Consider the following 16098-nt stretch of genomic DNA (forward strand, 5'->3'; position numbering starts at 1 on the left):
GCTGATAATTAGTGCATAATACACGTTGATAATATTTGGTTAGAAAATGAAAACGATAAAATCTTTATTGTGCTCTCTGTTGGTTGGAGTGGTGATGGCTTCGCTTAGTGCATGTTGTTACCCTCCGGCGTGGAAAGATGCTAAGGAAATCAATCAATTCCCTAAGATATTCCCCGATTATGTTGGGGTTACAGTTCCTGCCAATATCGCACCGCTCGATTTTAACATGGCGGACGAGGATATTGAGGATATGTATGTATGTGTGCATGGTCCGAAAACCATAGAGGGGCTATATTCTTACGACAAGAAGTATGCGGAGTTTGAGGTAGATGAATGGCATGATTACTTGAAAAAGAACAAGGGTGAAAAACTCACCGTCTCAGTGTATGTATTGAAAAATGGTGAAAGGTTCAAGTATCAGGACTTCAATATCTATGTCAGCCTATACGAGCTGAACGACTGGGGCTTGACTTATCGTCGCATCGCTCCTGGTTATGAGGTGTATGGCAAGTTGGGCATTTATCAGCGCAACTTGAGTAACTTTGAGGAAACGGCAATCCTTGAGAATACGGCAGCACCGGGTGCCTGTCTCAACTGTCATACGGCAAACAGAACCAATCCCGATCAGTTTACCTTCCATGTGCGTGGTGACCATGGTGCTACCTTGGTTTCGCAGAACGGCAAGCGGGAGTGGCTGAAGGCTAAGAATGATTCCCTGAAGGGTTCGATGGTTTATCCTTATTGGCATCCATCGGGCAAGTATTGCGCCTACAGCACCAATACCACCCATCAGAGTTTCCATGCCGTGAAGGATGAGCGAATTGAAGTCTTCGACCAGGCATCGGATGTCTTCGTTTATCAGCCATCAACCCATGAGTTGATATTGGATTCTCTCCTGATGACGAAAGACCATTACGAGACTTATCCGGTATTCTCGCCTGATGGTAAGACGCTCTACTTCTGCTCTTCTACCGCAGAGCCTATCCCAAGCGGTTACAAGGATATCAAGTATAATATCTGCAAGATTGGTTTCGATGCGGCTACGGGTAAGTTTGGCAACAAGGTGGATACCATCTTCAATGCACGTGAACTGGGCAAGAGTGCTACCCATCCTCGTCCTTCGTATGATGGTAGGTACATCATGTTTACGATGAGCGATTATGGCTGTTTCCCTATCTGGCATAAGGAAGCGGATAACTGGTTGCTGGATTTGAAGACAGGTCAGGCTAAGCCTCTGGCTGCAGCCAATAGTAAGAATACGGACAGTTGGCACAACTGGAGCAAGGATTCACATTGGTTTGTCTTTACATCCCGCCGTGGCGACGGACTCTATACCCGTCTTTACCTTGCCTGCATTGATGATAAGGGCAATGTTAGCAAGCCATTCCTGCTGCCACAGCGCAATCCGAAGAAGTACTACGATGAATTGCTGGATTCTTATAATACCCCTGATTTCACTTCGAAGCCAGTAGAGCTGGATGCCCGTGCGGCAGGAAATGAAATTATGAGTGATAAGAGGATTCCGACGAAGGTTAAGTAAGTGAAGAGTGAAGAACGAAGAGTGAAGAATTCAAATGTATGTTTATAAAAAACGCTCCTGTTGCAATATGGTAACAGGAGCGTTTTTGTTTTTTATTTGAACTTTTCTGCATCTTGCTTCATTACATTCTCTATATCGATGGCATCGAATGGAACGGGGCCGCGGCTCAGCTCCGGTATGTTGAAACTCTTCAGGCAATCATCGTAGAAGGTTGGTTCCCTCTGTGGAAGAACAAAAGGCTTGTGAGCCTTGCCCTGGCGGTCTACGTAGCAGAAGTAAGGCTTGCCGTAAAGACCATCATCGCGCTTGCTGGCAAAGACAAACCATCTGCCGGTATGCGACCAACTGTGATAGGTATCGCTCTTCTCGCTGTTCACGATGCTGAGGCTGTCTATCTTACCCGTCTGTAGGTCTAACATGCAGAGATCTGCTTCTGGATGCCAGATAGGGAAGGTGCCGTAATCGGCAACGGTGAAGAGGCAGTATCTGCCGTCAGGACTTATCTTAGGATGGCAGACTGAACGCTCTTTGTAAAGAGTATCTACCTCGGTTCCGAAACTCCCTGTCTTTTCATCGAACGGGATGCGGACCAGCGAATATTTCAATCCCTTCAGGTTCGTACTTTCAAGTCCCTTTCTGTTAGCTACGCAGTAATAAACGTATTTCCCGTCCGGTGAGAAAGTAGGAAATGTCTCAAGATGTGTACTGTCGGAGGTAAGTGGCGAGGAGATGATGCGGTTGTTGTCTAGGTCGGCAACATATACATCGCTCTTCGAATCATATACTTCCAGTCGCTTGTCGGCATTGGCATGGAAGGCTGGAATGATGATATTGGTAGAGAACGTTACGTATTTGCCCGATGGACTGAAACCGTAATATACACTTGAAGAAATCATGTTGGCATTCTTCAGGTTCAGCTTGCGCAGCTTGCCATTGCGGTTAAGAATGGCTCCTCCGCCTTCACCTCTTATATATACCATACTGAGGTTGGGATCCTGGTTGCCAAAAGCATGACAGTTCATACAGCGGTTTTCCTGCAGATTGTGGTCGGCGAGAATCTTCTCCTGCCAATTCTCTATGCAGCGCTGCTTAATCTGTATCTTGTTCCATACTTCGTAATCGGGTTCTATCAGTCGGTAGGTGAGATAAGCATCCAGACTGTCGCCTACTACCTGCCAGGTGAAGGGCCTGAACGCCGTCCATTCTCCCTCATTGCTCTTTGAATATATCTGAACTTTGATGTTCTTGCCCACAGCCTTTTGCAGGAAAGCCTTCCAGTCGTCCATATCAAATTTCAGATTCTGGCTGTTGCTGGTGGCAGTAAGAGTGTTGGCTGCATCGTTGGCATCTGCTCCCTCAATCGTGAGTGTGGTTTCGATGTTGGTAAGGTTCTTGTCGCGTATCTCGAAGTTGAGAGGAGCGATATTGACCGGAATCGTTACATCGGCATAGTCGGGATACATGTTGGGCAGGTGGTCTACCTGCTCAGCATTCTCATGAGTCTGGGCACATGAGGCGAGCAACAGTATGCCCGCCATGGCACTGTATAGGATATTCTTGTATTTCATTTTTCTTCTTAAATAAACAGTTAGCGTCAATTATTTCCTCAGTTGATGTTCAACTTAGGCACCTCTGCCTTGTCGAAGTAATACCAGTAGGTATCGCAGAAAGCCTGGTTGCCCCGTTCTTCATTATACTGATGGAAACGCTGCAGAACATCTTGACGCTTGATATACTTTGCCCATTCTTCCGGCTTAGCCTTGGTTCCTGCCAGATAAATCATGAGAGCCTCCTGATACAGGCGTTCGTAGGAAACGTTTTTCTGTTTGAGATAATAAGTATCATAATCCCGCTTGAAGGTTTCCATGTCTTTCAGGAGGAGATCGCTGCAGAGCATGTAGTCGATGGCAATTTTGTTGTTCGGATTACTTTCTGCCAGTTCACACATGATGGTGTGGCAATTCTCGTTCAGTCGTAGCGTATCCTTCCGGTTGATGAACGGGCGCTTTTCTATGTATTGTTGCAAGAGGGCTTTTTCATCAGTTGTTGCTTTTCTGCCAAGTGATGAGAAAGCACGGTTTGCCCATCTGCTCCATACGAAGGTTTTTTGCAGGATACGGAGATATTTGCGGGTTGCAGCGTAGTCGCCCTTCACCAGATTGATTTCGGCAAGTCGCTTTACCATTCTGATATTCCGGTTATTCGGAGAGCAGACATTGGCAAGCATTGTGGCACGTTCGCAGAAAGTCATGTCGCCCAGAACCCAATACAGTTCGTTCAGGGTCTTGATGGTGAGGGTTGGGGTGTCTGGTCCCAGTTTCTCGAATGTACCCAGGTTGTTATTCTGGAATCCCAGCAGGTTGTCTGGAAGATATCCGTTTTGCGCCATCACGAGGTTATAGTAGAACTTCATGTATTGGTCCGGATTTTCCGTCTTTTCTACGATGTTGATAACCTTATTATAATTACCGAAGTAATATTCACAGTCTACTGCGAATGTTTTCTCCAAATCCATTTGCGGTTTTACCAGTTTTCCGATACCCGGATAGGTATAAAGGGTCTGGAAGTCACAGAAGTAGAGTCGCTTGGACAGCATCAGCAGGAAGAAAGGAATCACGAGGGCAGCCAGGCGATAGTAGGTTCCCACTTTCTTGATGTGGGAAAGACAGCCTGTAAATACCAGCGCTCCGTAGATCCATACTCCATTTCCAAAGAACCAGTGGCATACGAATACGGAAACAATGATACTGAAGGCGGTAATCCAATGCGCTGCTCCCAAACCTGCTGCGGCAGAAGGATTGTCGTCCATCTTCTCTATCTTCTTGAGAAACATTCGGGTGGAAGTGAGCAGCTTGGTGCTGACACGGAACACACTGGCACCACCTGCTATTGCCAGAATGCTGCAAAGCCGGTAGTCGTAGTGAAAACTGAAACATACCAATAGGATCATCATGATGAAGGCTACGATATGTGCCGTCTTTTTCCATTGGATGTCTGCATCTCTTACTGCGCATTTTACATTATATCCCGTAATAAGAATACAGAGGGTAAGGATGATAGGACCGGCATAGCGGAAATAATAAAACTGGGTTAGAAAATCGCCTGCCAGACAGGCCAGCCATCCCGGTTTGTCCAGATAAGTAGTCAGATAATCCCATGATGACAGAAACAGTTGGTTCTGCTCCTGATAAAACAGATGGTAGGGATAGAAGAATTGGAAGAACACAAAGCATGCGATGGCTCCCAATACATATAACGAATATATGCCAAAACTAGATTGGCTTGTTTGCTGTTCACTCATTTTTGTCGGTTTATAAGTTTTTATATCTGTGTATCTTGTTTCGTATAAGTAGTGAAGTTTTAGCATTTACTCTTTGCCAAGGTGCAACTTATTAGGGGCAAAGGTAATAAAAATATATTAGAATGAATCATAAAAAATGCAGAAACTTACTCTTTGAAAGTAAATTTCTGCATTTATCAGCATTTATTTCTGTTCTTGTTTTTCTGCAATACATTCCATCTCGATCAGCCAGCCCGGTCTGCATACTCTTGCCTCTACTATGATATGTGGTATCTGAGGGTAAAACTGATTCATCAGTTGCTCTATGGTATGGTAATCAGAGATGTCGCGCAGGTAGATGATAAAGTATTGGATATCGTTCATCATCGCATCGCCATCCTTCAATAAAGCACCGATGTTCTCGAGCAATCTGCCGGTTTGTCTTATAATATCACCTTCGTATACAACTGCTCCATCTTTATCTATGCTGGCTGTTCCTGATATGAAATATTGTTTCTTCTGGGGCAGAGAAAGGCTGGTTCCCCGTTCAAAGGCTACTCCGTATTCGTGAGTAGGATTCAGATGGTTGAGTGCCTGGAGATATTGCTTGTCTTCTTCCCTGATACCGGGAACGGTCAGAAAGTCGATAGCTACAGATGCATGACGTACGGATGTTGCTCCGCCGATGCCCGTACTGGCTATATAATGGGTTTCTGCCGTCAGACCTTGCTGGTCGAAAACATCATTGCGCGCTTCTACTACTTCCTGATAGTTTACATCGATATGAGTTACGTATATCCATGTTCTTACCAGGTTGCGCTCCATCGTCATATCTGTACCGGCGATAAGTTGCAGGTATTTGTCGAATAGCATTCGGGTCTGTTCGTATGAATCCTTTCCCTTCGCTTCTTCCTCAGTCAGTCGGAGACTGTGGAACAGGATAGGGGTCTTATCGTCTGTGGTCTTGATAAGAAGTGAAATCTTGTTCCCGTTGAGCGGAGGTTGCTCCACAACCGTAAGATGGGTATCCTTAAGATACTCCTGATAAAGGAGTGACTCTTCTAAATCCTGAGTCTGGTTCTGGGCGTCGCTGAGGAATACTTTACAATATTGCAAAGTACGATTTCCCGGTTTCTCGGTGTCGAGATAGTTACCTAGTTTCAGATACAGAAAATTGAGACGGTCATTGAACGTTCCCTTGGCTTTTGGTGATAATATTATGTATTTATCCATCTTGTTCTTTTCTTTTTTCGGTAGCAAAGGTACGGATAATATCTGAGATAAAAGAATATAAATCGGATGAAAAGATTAAAATACCGAGAAATGAGGATAGGATTATGTTGAGTAGAGTGAAAAAGAGGGTGTGTCATGAACTTATGACACACCCCCAATCTCTTTCTTATTTCCTGCTTTAGAGTGATTCGAGCATACGCTTGATGACAACCTCGGCTGAAATCTCACGGTTGGCTGCCTCTGGAATGACCAGACTGTTCTGGCTTTCGATGACATCATCTGTAACAATCAAACCACGGCGAACAGGCAAGCAATGCATGAAGCAACCGTCATTGGTCCAGCTCATGTGCTCCTCGTCGATGGTCCAGCTCATGTCCTTGCTCAGAATCTCACCATACTGTGCTGGGTCTTTTACGCCCGGACAGCTCCAGTTCTTGGCATAAACGAAGTCTGCACCTTCCAGCGCCTTCTTCTGGTCGTACTCCACTTTGGCATTGCCTACGAACTTAGGGTCGAGTTCATAGCCCTCAGGATGAGTAACCACGAAATCAACATCGGCTGCGTTCATCCACTGGGCGAATGAGTTAGGTACAGCCTGAGGCAGGGCACGACAATGAGGAGCCCAGGTCAGAACCACCTTAGGACGAGCCACCTTCTTATGTTCCTCGATGGTGATGAGGTCGGCGAATGCCTGGAGTGGGTGAACGGTAGCAGTCTCCATGGCAAAAACTGGGCGGCCGCTGTACTTCACGAACTGGTTGACGATGGTCTCGGCATAATCGTAGTCACGGTCTTTCAAACCGGCAAAGCTGCGCACACCGATGAGGTCGCAGAAACTTCCCATCACAGGTATGGCCTCCAGCAGGTGCTCACTCTTGTCACCATCCATGATAACGCCACGTTCTGTCTCCAACTTCCATGCACCAGCATTTACGTCGAGCACGATTACATTCATGCCCAGGTTCATAGCTGCCTTCTGTGTACTCAAACGGGTACGGAGGCTGTTATTGAAGAATATCATCAGCAAGGTTTTGTTCTTGCCCAACTCCTGATAACCGAAACGGTTTGCTTTTACTTCCTGTGCCTCAGCGAGCGCTGCTTTCAAGTCGCCAAGGTCTTCAACATTAAAGAATGTCTTCATTGTTATTTTGTTTTTATTTGTTATTTCTAATATAAAGCTATTGAATTCTTCACTCTTCGTTCTTCACTCTTCACTTCCTCGTCTGTCCATTTCCTGTAATCAACCACTTGTAGGTGGTAATCTCTTCGAGAGCCATTGGTCCGCGGGCTCCTAACTTCTGAGTACTGATACCAATTTCAGCTCCCAGTCCAAATTGTGCGCCATCGGTGAAGCTGGTTGGAGCGTTCACATAGACGCAAGCAGCATCTACCATCATCTGGAATTTCTTTTGAGCTGCTTCGTCATTAGAAACGATACTTTCGCTGTGTCCGCTTCCGTAAGTAGCGATATGGTCGAGTGCTTCGTCTTCAGAAGCTACAGTCTTGATACCCATCTGCATACTGAGCCATTCGGTGTTCCAGATGCTCTTCACGTTGGCATCGGCTTCCTTCATCTTCGCCTCACTTTCCTCTGCCTTATATAATAAGGTATCAGGATAGTGTCCCTTTAATGCCTCGTAAGCTTGGGTATCAGCATGAATCTTGGTTTGTTTCTCGGCAAGACCTTCACAGAGGGCAGGGAGGTCGCTCAATCTGTTTTCGTGAATCAACAGACAGTCGAGTGCATTGCATACGCTTACTCTTCGGCACTTGGCATTGGTGATGATGCGCTTGCCCATCTCCAAGTCACCATCCTTGTCAAAGTAGCAGTGTACCACGCCTGCTCCTGTCTCAATGACCGGTACTTTGGCAGTATCACGAACGAAGTTGATGAGTTTCTTTCCGCCACGAGGAATGCAGAGGTCGATATAGCCAACGGCATTCAGCATTTCTCCCGTAGCTTCATGGGTAGCAGGTAGGAGCGTACATATGTCAGGATTCACTCCATACTTTATCAACACCCTGTGGATAAGTTCGACACCCGCTGAGTTAGAGGCGTTTGCATCCTTACCACCTTTCAGTACGCAAGCATTTCCACTCTTGAAACAGAGAGAAAAAACATCATAGGTAACATTAGGACGGGCCTCGTAAATCATGCCGATGACTCCGAAAGGAACGGCAACTCTCTGCATGTGCAATCCGTTTTCGAGTGTCTTGTCTTTGAGAACTCTTCCAAGGGGTGAGGGCAACGTGCTGACGTGTCTCATATCCGAAGCAATATCCTGGAGTCGCTGCTCAGTAAGTTGCAGTCGGTCATAGAGCGGGTTCGCCTTGTCCATCTTTGCCAGGTCTTCTGCATTTGCTGCAAGGAGCGCAGGAGTTTCGGCGATGATGGAATCAGCCACCGCCTGCAGGATATCATTACGTTGATCATCAGTTAGCAAACCAAGTGTTTTGCTAGCTGCCTTCACTTTTTGGAATGTCTCTTTCAGTTCCATTTGCTATTTCCTTTCTTATTTTTATGATAAGATATTTTGTAATGTGTTACGAGTTCCCTCTTAACAATGGCAAAGGTAAGCATAAATATCGGAAATTGCAAACTTTATGCAAGAAAAAGTAATAGTTTTATAGATAAATGGATAGTTATACAGAAAATGAGATAAAAAAGGTCAGACAGCGTCTGACCTTTTTGTAATGGTGCCTCCTTTGCATACCATTCACGAACCTTCTTGTCTTCTACTCGTATAGACGCTCGTAATGAGACCAAGGAAGAAGGCGTAGTTCGAATTGGGCAGATACTGTCTGCCCTTTTTGAAAGTGCGTAGATAATTCAGCAGGCAGTGCCTGTTGAATTGGATTGTTGAATTTCTCAGACACTGTCTGAAGAATTTGTAAGTTGTTGAATGTCAGATAAAACCTTTTGTAATTGGCAATATTCGTATATGAGAATCCCTTCCCGAATTCCTCAGTAAGAGCAGCCGAAGCGACCTCTATCACATGCTTTCCGTATTCTGCACGTGATGCTCCGGTCTGTTCCGCTATACGTTGTCCGATTTCATGTTGTTTAGTTGTCTTCTGTTACTCCATGCTCATAGAGATATTCTGGCGCAATATCGGCACCATTAGCCCAAAATATTGTTTGGTCTAATCCGAATTGAATGAATTTGCTTTTGTCTTTCAACTCGCTGAATGCTGGGTATTTTAAGAGCGAGGTTAAGTCAACCTTTTTCTTTATTCCGTCATTAAAAGTACAAAGAAGAGTATAATCTCCTAAGTAGTCTACATCTTTAATCGTTAAAATCATAGCCGTTTTGTTTTATCGTTGTACTTTCTTTATTGTTTCTCCTCTTTGGGCTTTACCCCAAAGTTCCATGATTTCGTCTTCATGTTCGTCGATGAAGTCATTAATCAAACGAATCGTCTTTGATTTAGCACGTCCTTCTACGATTCTGTCTTTGATAGTAATCGTAAAAGAACCTTCTCCACTTCGTACATGAATGTGCGGTGGATTGTGGCCAAAGGCGTAAATGTAAATCAATATTCCTTGTTTTTATATAATTATGGTGCAAAGATAGTGCTTTCTTTTGAAAAAACAATCTTTCTCTTCAATTTTTACGATAAAAGTTTGGAGGTTTCGATATTATTTTTTATTTTTGCCACCAACTCTGTTAGCCCTTTTGTATGGGTGAGTGGGTTATTTACTGGTAAAGGACGTTTACGGAACGTTATCTTTGAGTCTCAAATCTCGCAAATTTGAATATGCTCAAGAAGAGAACGACAACAGGGAACGTCCACGAAGGGTGTATTGTAACCTGATGTGTAGGGCAGACAGTTGTTTGATAACAATAGTTGTGTTCTGTATATTGGTATATTATAATGCGTCATGATGTGGGCTATCTGTGTTGTCTATCCTTTGAGCATAGGAAATACGAGAACCTGAGACTTGGGATGGACGAGAAGTAGAGACTCCCACGTCTTTTTTGGGTATCTAAATCTAACGGATTTTTTACCGCCTAGTTGGGGATGTTCTGTAAGGCATAACTCGTGTTTATGAAAAAGATTAGGTTTATAATTACAACTTTTTTATGTTGTCTTTCTCTGTTTGTATATGCAGGCAAGGAGTGTTGTTATGGTTATATAACTTGTAAAAATGGCAAGGTAGTGAGAATCAAATCTATAATTACAGAAAATGGGAAATTGGATAATTTTAATTTTGAATACAATGACAAAGGGCAATTGTGCAAGGTTTTGTCAGATGAAGATCCATGGTATATTTCATATAATCCGTTGACTTTACAGTGGGGTACTCCAAACGTAGGTGAAGATTGGGAAGTCTGGAGTTGGGGATCTGTGGAGACAACAAACATGGGCTTTTTGTCGAAGATTTGCGAAGACTGGATGGATTGTAGTGGCGATAAGGATGTAAGGCAATATTCATTTGAGTATAATAATATGGATAATTTGGCTTTATGGACTGAATTTAGTGATGGCGAAAAAACTGTTCATAAATACGATTGGAATAATGGGGATATCCTGACAATGGATCATTATACAGAAAATAGTGAATGGGATAAACGTCATTATGTTTTTTCTTATGAAGATTCGTATAATAATACTTATCAGCAGTTTAGTTTGAATACATTTTTGTTTGATGCTGATTATGGTTTTGCCTTTGTTACTGGGTTTCTTGGGAAAGGTTGTCGTCATTTACCCTCTCGCATTGTTTATACTAATGACGATAATGGTAGTATAGAGGTTTTTGATTATCAGTTTCGATATACATTTAATGATGATGGAACATTGGCTACTTCTGAATATTCTTTGGATGGTGCTCCTTATGTGAAGACCCAATATAATTATGAAGAGGTTGGGCAAGTTAATCAAATTGAAAATATACGAAAGGAAGAATTGATGCAAAAATATGATGTATTTGATTGTAGTGGGAGAAAAACACGGTTAGGAAAAGGAATTAAAATTTTACGAAATAAAAGTGGATTGGTGAAGAAATTCGCTGTAAAATAATTTTTAGACAATTTCGAGGGTGCGTCATGGACTTGTGGCACACCCTCTTGTATTCTGTTTTTTTGAAAAAAGCCATTTTTTCTTCTGTTTTGTACTTTTTACATACTTGCAGCTTCTTCGAAAAGGAATTCCCAAGCATCGTTTAATTTACGCAAAGGGAGACGCTCTTTTACGAGCTTTATCTTTAATGCTTTGCAGAATGCTTTCAGAACAGATTCTGTTGTAAGGTCGGGAACGGAAATTTGCAAAGGACAACGGTTATTGTACAATGCCTGCTTTCTGTAAGTCTTCTGTTGTAAAAAAGAAGGCATGTTGACAACGGATTCTGTGGCTTCTGTTGCCATCTCCTCCAGCTTAATATAGTTAGGATGTTTAGAGAACAAACAAGTCGTCCATTGTTACTACCGACTGAACATCCCAAGCATAAGGATTGTCGGATAATCCCATGGTCGTAATCATTGTAAAATGTACGGCTTTCTAGGAGAGAAATGTGCTTTAAACGTGCGGAATGTGCTTAAAAAAGACGCATTCCGCACGTTTAAAGCACATTTTTTGTTTATATTCTCTTTAACCACAGATCCATGAATCTGTCGTAGATGATGTATCCTTCATTGGTTCTATATACCAATTCCTTGTCTTCCAGAACCTTGAGGGCTGCCTTTACGCTGCTAGCTCCACTCAGCTTGTGCTCCTTGATGAATTTGCCTGATGTAGGCTGGGTAACAATGTCATCTTTGGCAATAGCTTTCAGAAGAGCGAACTGGTTTTCAGTGAAGAACTGAACCATGTTCTCAAACTGTGGTTCTCTGCCTTGTAGGATGGAGAGTAAGGCGGCATTCACTTGCTCAATACAGTAAATGGTAAGCTCCGTTTCATAGAGGCGATTCATGATGCATTGAATATACCAGGTATGGCCATTAAACTGGTGGTAGATTTGTTCGAAAACATCCTTCGATAGATTACCGCCTTTCTGCTTAAAGAAGTTTTGACAGAAGTCATAATAAATGCTGCAATCCAATGGCTTCAGTCCCATCATCTCAGTGCTTTGGTAAAATGGATGTTTCGGCGAGCCGAATATCTCAGCCATCAGATGATGCTTGCTGCCGGAGAAGATGAAATGCACATGTTGGGCAAACTGGATATAAGAACGTAGCAATGCCTCTGTGCCTTTCTCTGGATATTCTGCAATCTGCTGAAATTCATCGATGGCGATATATACCTCTTTCCCACTCTCGTTGAGATAGTTGAAGATGCTGCGGATAGTGATGTCCTCTTGGGATGGCTCTATTGTGATAGATACGCTAGGTTCACCAGTTAATGGATCCATGCTGAGTACAGGGCGCAAGGCACTGAAGAAGGCGATGGTTTTCTCTATGAATGAGGAGTTCTTGCGGACGATGTCATTGATAACCATTACGCCAAATTGTTCCACAAAGTCGTGCAAGTTCTTGGTGGCGAATATGTCAAGGTATAGGCATGCTGTATCCTTCTCTTCTGTATCCAGATGATAGAATGTATTCTTTATAAGCCCTGTTTTCCCTATTCTTCGAGGAGAAATGAGGGTAACGTTCCTTCCATTCTTCAGGTGCGATATCAAAGTCTTTGTTTCTGCCTCTCTGTCGCAGAAATACTCAGGACTTTCATAACCTTGATAGATGAAAGGATTTGCTAATTTCCTGTTACTTAGTTTCATACGCCATTACATTTTTTGTGTTACAACTTTGTTGTAATGGCAAAGATACAACTATTTATTGAATATGCAAAAGAAAAAGGCAGAAAGTTGAGGAATATTCTCAATTTTCTGCCATTTATTAGCCTATCACATTGCATAGTTGGTTGATGGCTGCATCAAAAGTGGTGAGGTCTTTGGCTCGCTTTCTGATGGAAACGAACAGTAGTAAAGTATTGAGAGTGTCAGCCGTATTGAAATCGTAGTTCTTACCCGTATCTGATGTGTATGAAATGTTTTCTTGCGTCAGCTCCTTTATCGCTCTGAGGATAGTGTCAGAGCTACAAGTGCGAAGTGTCGGATGAAGCGAGAGATGGTTCAGCAAATGAGTAGTGACATCCTCAATACATGAGCCACCACAGAAGTAGATACTCATGAGAGAACGGATGATTTCGCTGTACCGATAACCGAACGATTTACACCTTAGACCGAGGGTTGAGTCGATTACAGATGACAATGTGGAGTCAAATGCTCCATGATTGAAAATATTCACTCCAACAGGAGTGAGTTTCTCAGATTTAATTTGTATCTTTGCCATGTCATATCAGAGTTTTGCTTGTTTATTTTTGCAACACTAAGATAAGTGAATTCTTCGACATGACAAAATCCTGGTCAACTTTTGTTGCTCAGGTACTTAGAGGATTTAATTTATAATAGTGTTGCGGAATTAAGGGAAAAACAATGAAGATAAGAAAATGGTTACTCTTAGCTGTTGCCAGTATGCAGATGACTGGTGTCATGGCTGACAACGTACGTGAGAAGATTCTCATAGACGAAGGATGGAAGTTTGCTTTTGGAAATGCTGCCGATCCTGCCAAGGATTTTGGCTGTGGTACTGAGTATTTCAACTATCTGACCAAGGCAAATTCCATACATAACGCAGGTCCGTATGCTCAGAAATTCAACGATTCCACCTGGGTGTCTGTTACTATCCCTCACGATTGGGTGACCAATCTGTCTTATGCTCGGAATGCAAGTCATTCGCATGGTTATAAGACTGTAGGATATAAATTTCCAGAGACAAGTGTAGGATGGTATCGTAAAACTATCAGTATTCCTAAGGAGGACTTGGGAAAGCATATCGCCATTCAGTTTGATGGCATCTTCCGTAACGCACAAGTGTGGTTCAACGGATTTTATATGGGAACGGAACCGAGTGGCTATGCTACACAGGTGTATGATGTGACCGAATATGTCAACTATGGAGGCGAGAACCTCATCTGTGTGCGTGCTGACGCAACATTAGAGGAAGGATGGTTTTATGAAGGGGCAGGCATCTATCGAGATGCTTGGCTGTTGAAGTCTGCTTCCGTAAGTGTGGCACCGTTTGGCACTTTCGTGTTTGCCGATATCAAGAAGCCCTATGATGCTGCGGTGGTTCATGTGAAAACTGAGGTCAACAACCATTCGCTTGAATCGCAGCAATGCAGTGTAGAGCAACGACTGCTGGACGCAGAAGGTAAACTGGTGGGAAAGGCTGAAAGCGTAAACCTTAGTCTAAACGCCAAACAGACCCTTGGTTGCGAACAGACCATAGCTCTCGATCATCCGCATCTGTGGTCAACTGACGACCCTTATATATATAAGGTGGAAACTACGGTAAAGGTGAATGGCGAAGTGACAGATGTCTATGAAACGACAACTGGTATCCGTGAAGTGGTGTTTGATGCTCAATCGGGTTTCATGCTTAATGGAAAACCCATCAAACTGAAGGGCGTCAATATGCATCAGGATCATGCTGGGGTAGGGGCTGCTATTCCCGATGCTTTGCAGGCTTGGCGCATCAAGAAGCTCAAGAAGTTTGGCTGTAATGCCTATCGTGCTTCACATAACCCCATGACACCTGCCTTGCTCGATATTTGTGATAGAGAAGGTATGTTGGTCATCGACGAAAACCGTTTGACTGGTATCAACACAGAACACTTGCGCTTGCTGGAGAATATGATTAAGCGTGACCGAAACCATCCATCAGTCATTCTGTGGAGTGATGGTAATGAGGAGTGGGGAATAGAAAACTCCGTACAGGGCACACGTATTGCTGCTGCCATGCGAGAATATACCCGACTGCTCGATCCTACACGTCATTCTACTATTGCCAATGCCGGAGGTTCGGAAATGATTAAAGGACTGGATGTGGTTGGCTTTAATTATATCGTGCAAAACGATGTGGATAATAGAAAAAAAGCTAATCCTGACTGGAAAATCGTGGGCACAGAGGAAACAACCGGTTGTGGTACTCGTGGGGTGTATTTCGAATCAAAAGAACAGCCCGGACACATGGTTAGCATGAACAGAGGAACAAAACCTGGCGTGGAAAACGTGATAGAGCGCGGATGGAATTTCTATGATGAACGCCCATGGGCTGCCGGTCTTTTCTATTGGACAGGATTTGACTATCGTGGAGAACCTAATCCGCTGAAATATCCTGCCCATGAGTCTGAGTTTGGTATCCTTGACTATTGCGGTTTCATGAAAGATGAAGCATGGTATCTGAAATCTGTATGGACTGACGAGCCTGTGTTGCATATATTCCCACACTGGAATCTGCAAGGACATGAAGGTGAAACCGTGGAGGTTTGGGCGTATAGCAACTGCGACGAAGTGGAACTGATAGTGAATGGAAAGAAACTGGGACGCCAGACTATGCCTAAGAACGGTCACCTGAAATGGAAAGCTGTTTATCAGCCCGGAAAGGTTGTGGCTATTGGTTATAAGAATGGTAAACGTATGCTTACCAAGCAGGTGGAAACTACCAAGCCGGCTTATAAGATTGTGATGAAAACAGACCGTCAGACGATCAGTGCAGACGGACGCGATGTGGCTGTTGTCACAGTAGAAGTGCAGGATGCTAAGGGACGTATTGTGCCCGATGCTTGTCCGAAGCTGACGTTTAAACTTTCAGGAGATGGCAAAATACTCGGTGTAGGAAATGGAGATCCGTCTTATCTTGGTGCTGATCATCCTAATCATAACGACTGCCATGAGTTTAGCATACCTGCATTCAATGGACTGGCGCAGGTGATTATCCAGAGTTCACGCAATTCCTCTGCACTGCAGTTGAGAGGCGAAGCCAACGAGCTTAAAGCTGGAGAACTGACAATAAATACTAAATGATATGGAGGGGAAGGTGAAAGCCTTCCCTTTTTTTATTCATGATGCAAATGGGGTTTATGCCGTGAGTGAATATGATGATGGGTGACAAGGACTTGGGGCTTTCAGCCTCAATAAACAGGAATGATGGTTGATACGAAGCAAGATATAAAGGTTGGAAAACCTGTCTGCGTGCTGTTTGCA

Annotated in this window: 13 protein-coding genes and 1 pseudogene; 3 read left to right on the forward strand and 11 right to left on the reverse strand. The window is 43.6% G+C overall.

Annotated features, from left to right (window positions below):
* Nucleotides 1–46 precede the first annotated feature (46 nt).
* Nucleotides 47–1540 (forward strand): TolB family protein, encoded by a 1494-nt coding sequence (locus tag KUA50_RS13910; protein ID WP_256624105.1) that lies wholly within the window; start codon nt 47–49, stop codon nt 1538–1540.
* Between the two features lie 92 nt (nt 1541–1632).
* On the opposite strand, the gene KUA50_RS13915 is transcribed toward KUA50_RS13910, so the two are convergent.
* The 8 genes from KUA50_RS13915 to KUA50_RS13945 form a co-directional block, all read right to left on the reverse strand.
* Complete coding sequence (locus KUA50_RS13915; protein WP_218455973.1) at nt 1633–3108, reverse strand: TolB family protein; 1476 nt, start codon at nt 3106–3108, stop codon at nt 1633–1635.
* Nucleotides 3109–3146: 38 nt separating this feature from the next.
* Nucleotides 3147–4841 carry a DUF6057 family protein gene (locus KUA50_RS13920; RefSeq protein ID WP_218455976.1) on the reverse strand — a complete coding sequence of 565 codons (1695 nt, stop codon included), beginning with the start codon at nt 4839–4841 and terminating at the stop codon, nt 3147–3149.
* A gap of 183 nt (nt 4842–5024) precedes the next feature.
* Nucleotides 5025–6053 (reverse strand): Rid family hydrolase, encoded by a 1029-nt coding sequence (locus KUA50_RS13925; protein ID WP_218455978.1) that lies wholly within the window; start codon nt 6051–6053, stop codon nt 5025–5027.
* A 178-nt stretch (nt 6054–6231) separates the two neighbouring features.
* Complete coding sequence (locus tag KUA50_RS13930; protein WP_118117288.1) at nt 6232–7194, reverse strand: acetylornithine carbamoyltransferase; 963 nt, start codon at nt 7192–7194, stop codon at nt 6232–6234.
* 70 nt (nt 7195–7264) lie between these two features.
* Nucleotides 7265–8551 carry a glutamate-5-semialdehyde dehydrogenase gene (locus tag KUA50_RS13935; RefSeq protein WP_218455980.1) on the reverse strand — a complete coding sequence of 429 codons (1287 nt, stop codon included), beginning with the start codon at nt 8549–8551 and terminating at the stop codon, nt 7265–7267.
* A 238-nt stretch (nt 8552–8789) separates the two neighbouring features.
* Entirely contained in the window at nt 8790–9107 is a 318-nt protein-coding gene (locus KUA50_RS16940; RefSeq protein ID WP_218456029.1) for a DUF1016 N-terminal domain-containing protein, read from the reverse strand.
* Between the two features lie 10 nt (nt 9108–9117).
* Nucleotides 9118–9357 carry a DUF2442 domain-containing protein gene (locus tag KUA50_RS13940; RefSeq protein ID WP_218455982.1) on the reverse strand — a complete coding sequence of 80 codons (240 nt, stop codon included), beginning with the start codon at nt 9355–9357 and terminating at the stop codon, nt 9118–9120.
* Between the two features lie 12 nt (nt 9358–9369).
* The gene (locus KUA50_RS13945; RefSeq protein ID WP_256624106.1) at nt 9370–9591 is read right to left on the reverse strand and encodes a DUF4160 domain-containing protein; all 222 of its coding nucleotides are present in this window, start codon (nt 9589–9591) and stop codon (nt 9370–9372) included.
* A gap of 512 nt (nt 9592–10103) precedes the next feature.
* On the opposite strand from KUA50_RS13945, the gene KUA50_RS13950 reads away from it, so the two are divergent.
* The gene (locus KUA50_RS13950) at nt 10104–11075 is read left to right on the forward strand and encodes a DUF4595 domain-containing protein (RefSeq protein WP_218455984.1); all 972 of its coding nucleotides are present in this window, start codon (nt 10104–10106) and stop codon (nt 11073–11075) included.
* A gap of 98 nt (nt 11076–11173) precedes the next feature.
* On the opposite strand, the gene KUA50_RS13955 is transcribed toward KUA50_RS13950, so the two are convergent.
* The 3 genes and pseudogenes from KUA50_RS13955 to KUA50_RS13965 form a co-directional block, all read right to left on the reverse strand.
* Nucleotides 11174–11419 (reverse strand): hypothetical protein, encoded by a 246-nt coding sequence (locus tag KUA50_RS13955; RefSeq protein ID WP_218455986.1) that lies wholly within the window; start codon nt 11417–11419, stop codon nt 11174–11176.
* Between the two features lie 212 nt (nt 11420–11631).
* Nucleotides 11632–12768: an AAA family ATPase gene (locus KUA50_RS13960; RefSeq protein ID WP_218455987.1), complete on the reverse strand. Its 1137-nt coding sequence runs from the start codon at nt 12766–12768 to the stop codon at nt 11632–11634.
* A 199-nt stretch (nt 12769–12967) separates the two neighbouring features.
* Nucleotides 12968–13342, reverse strand: a pseudogene (locus KUA50_RS13965) (IS1380 family transposase); the annotation flags it as partial.
* A gap of 143 nt (nt 13343–13485) precedes the next feature.
* Between KUA50_RS13965 and galA the strand changes: the two are divergent.
* Complete coding sequence (galA, locus tag KUA50_RS13970) at nt 13486–15918, forward strand: beta-galactosidase GalA (RefSeq protein WP_256624107.1); 2433 nt, start codon at nt 13486–13488, stop codon at nt 15916–15918.
* Nucleotides 15919–16098: the final 180 nt, after the last annotated feature.

It is taken from the genome of Segatella hominis, from assembly GCF_019249725.2.
In the GTDB taxonomy this organism is placed as follows: domain Bacteria; phylum Bacteroidota; class Bacteroidia; order Bacteroidales; family Bacteroidaceae; genus Prevotella.

What these genes read in the sequence shown, in the direction of transcription:
- KUA50_RS13910 (WP_256624105.1), top strand. Translation starts at nt 47, where the DNA reads ATGAAAACGATAAAATCTTTATTGTGCTCTCTGTTGGTTGGAGTGGTG.
- KUA50_RS13915 (WP_218455973.1), bottom strand. Translation starts at nt 3,108, where the DNA reads ATGAAATACAAGAATATCCTATACAGTGCCATGGCGGGCATACTGTTG.
- KUA50_RS13920 (WP_218455976.1), bottom strand. Translation starts at nt 4,841, where the DNA reads ATGAGTGAACAGCAAACAAGCCAATCTAGTTTTGGCATATATTCGTTA.
- KUA50_RS13925 (WP_218455978.1), bottom strand. Translation starts at nt 6,053, where the DNA reads ATGGATAAATACATAATATTATCACCAAAAGCCAAGGGAACGTTCAAT.
- KUA50_RS13930 (WP_118117288.1), bottom strand. Translation starts at nt 7,194, where the DNA reads ATGAAGACATTCTTTAATGTTGAAGACCTTGGCGACTTGAAAGCAGCG.
- KUA50_RS13935 (WP_218455980.1), bottom strand. Translation starts at nt 8,551, where the DNA reads ATGGAACTGAAAGAGACATTCCAAAAAGTGAAGGCAGCTAGCAAAACA.
- KUA50_RS13940 (WP_218455982.1), bottom strand. Translation starts at nt 9,357, where the DNA reads ATGATTTTAACGATTAAAGATGTAGACTACTTAGGAGATTATACTCTT.
- KUA50_RS13950 (WP_218455984.1), top strand. Translation starts at nt 10,104, where the DNA reads ATGAAAAAGATTAGGTTTATAATTACAACTTTTTTATGTTGTCTTTCT.
- KUA50_RS13955 (WP_218455986.1), bottom strand. Translation starts at nt 11,419, where the DNA reads ATGGCAACAGAAGCCACAGAATCCGTTGTCAACATGCCTTCTTTTTTA.
- KUA50_RS13960 (WP_218455987.1), bottom strand. Translation starts at nt 12,768, where the DNA reads ATGAAACTAAGTAACAGGAAATTAGCAAATCCTTTCATCTATCAAGGT.
- galA (WP_256624107.1), top strand. Translation starts at nt 13,486, where the DNA reads ATGAAGATAAGAAAATGGTTACTCTTAGCTGTTGCCAGTATGCAGATG.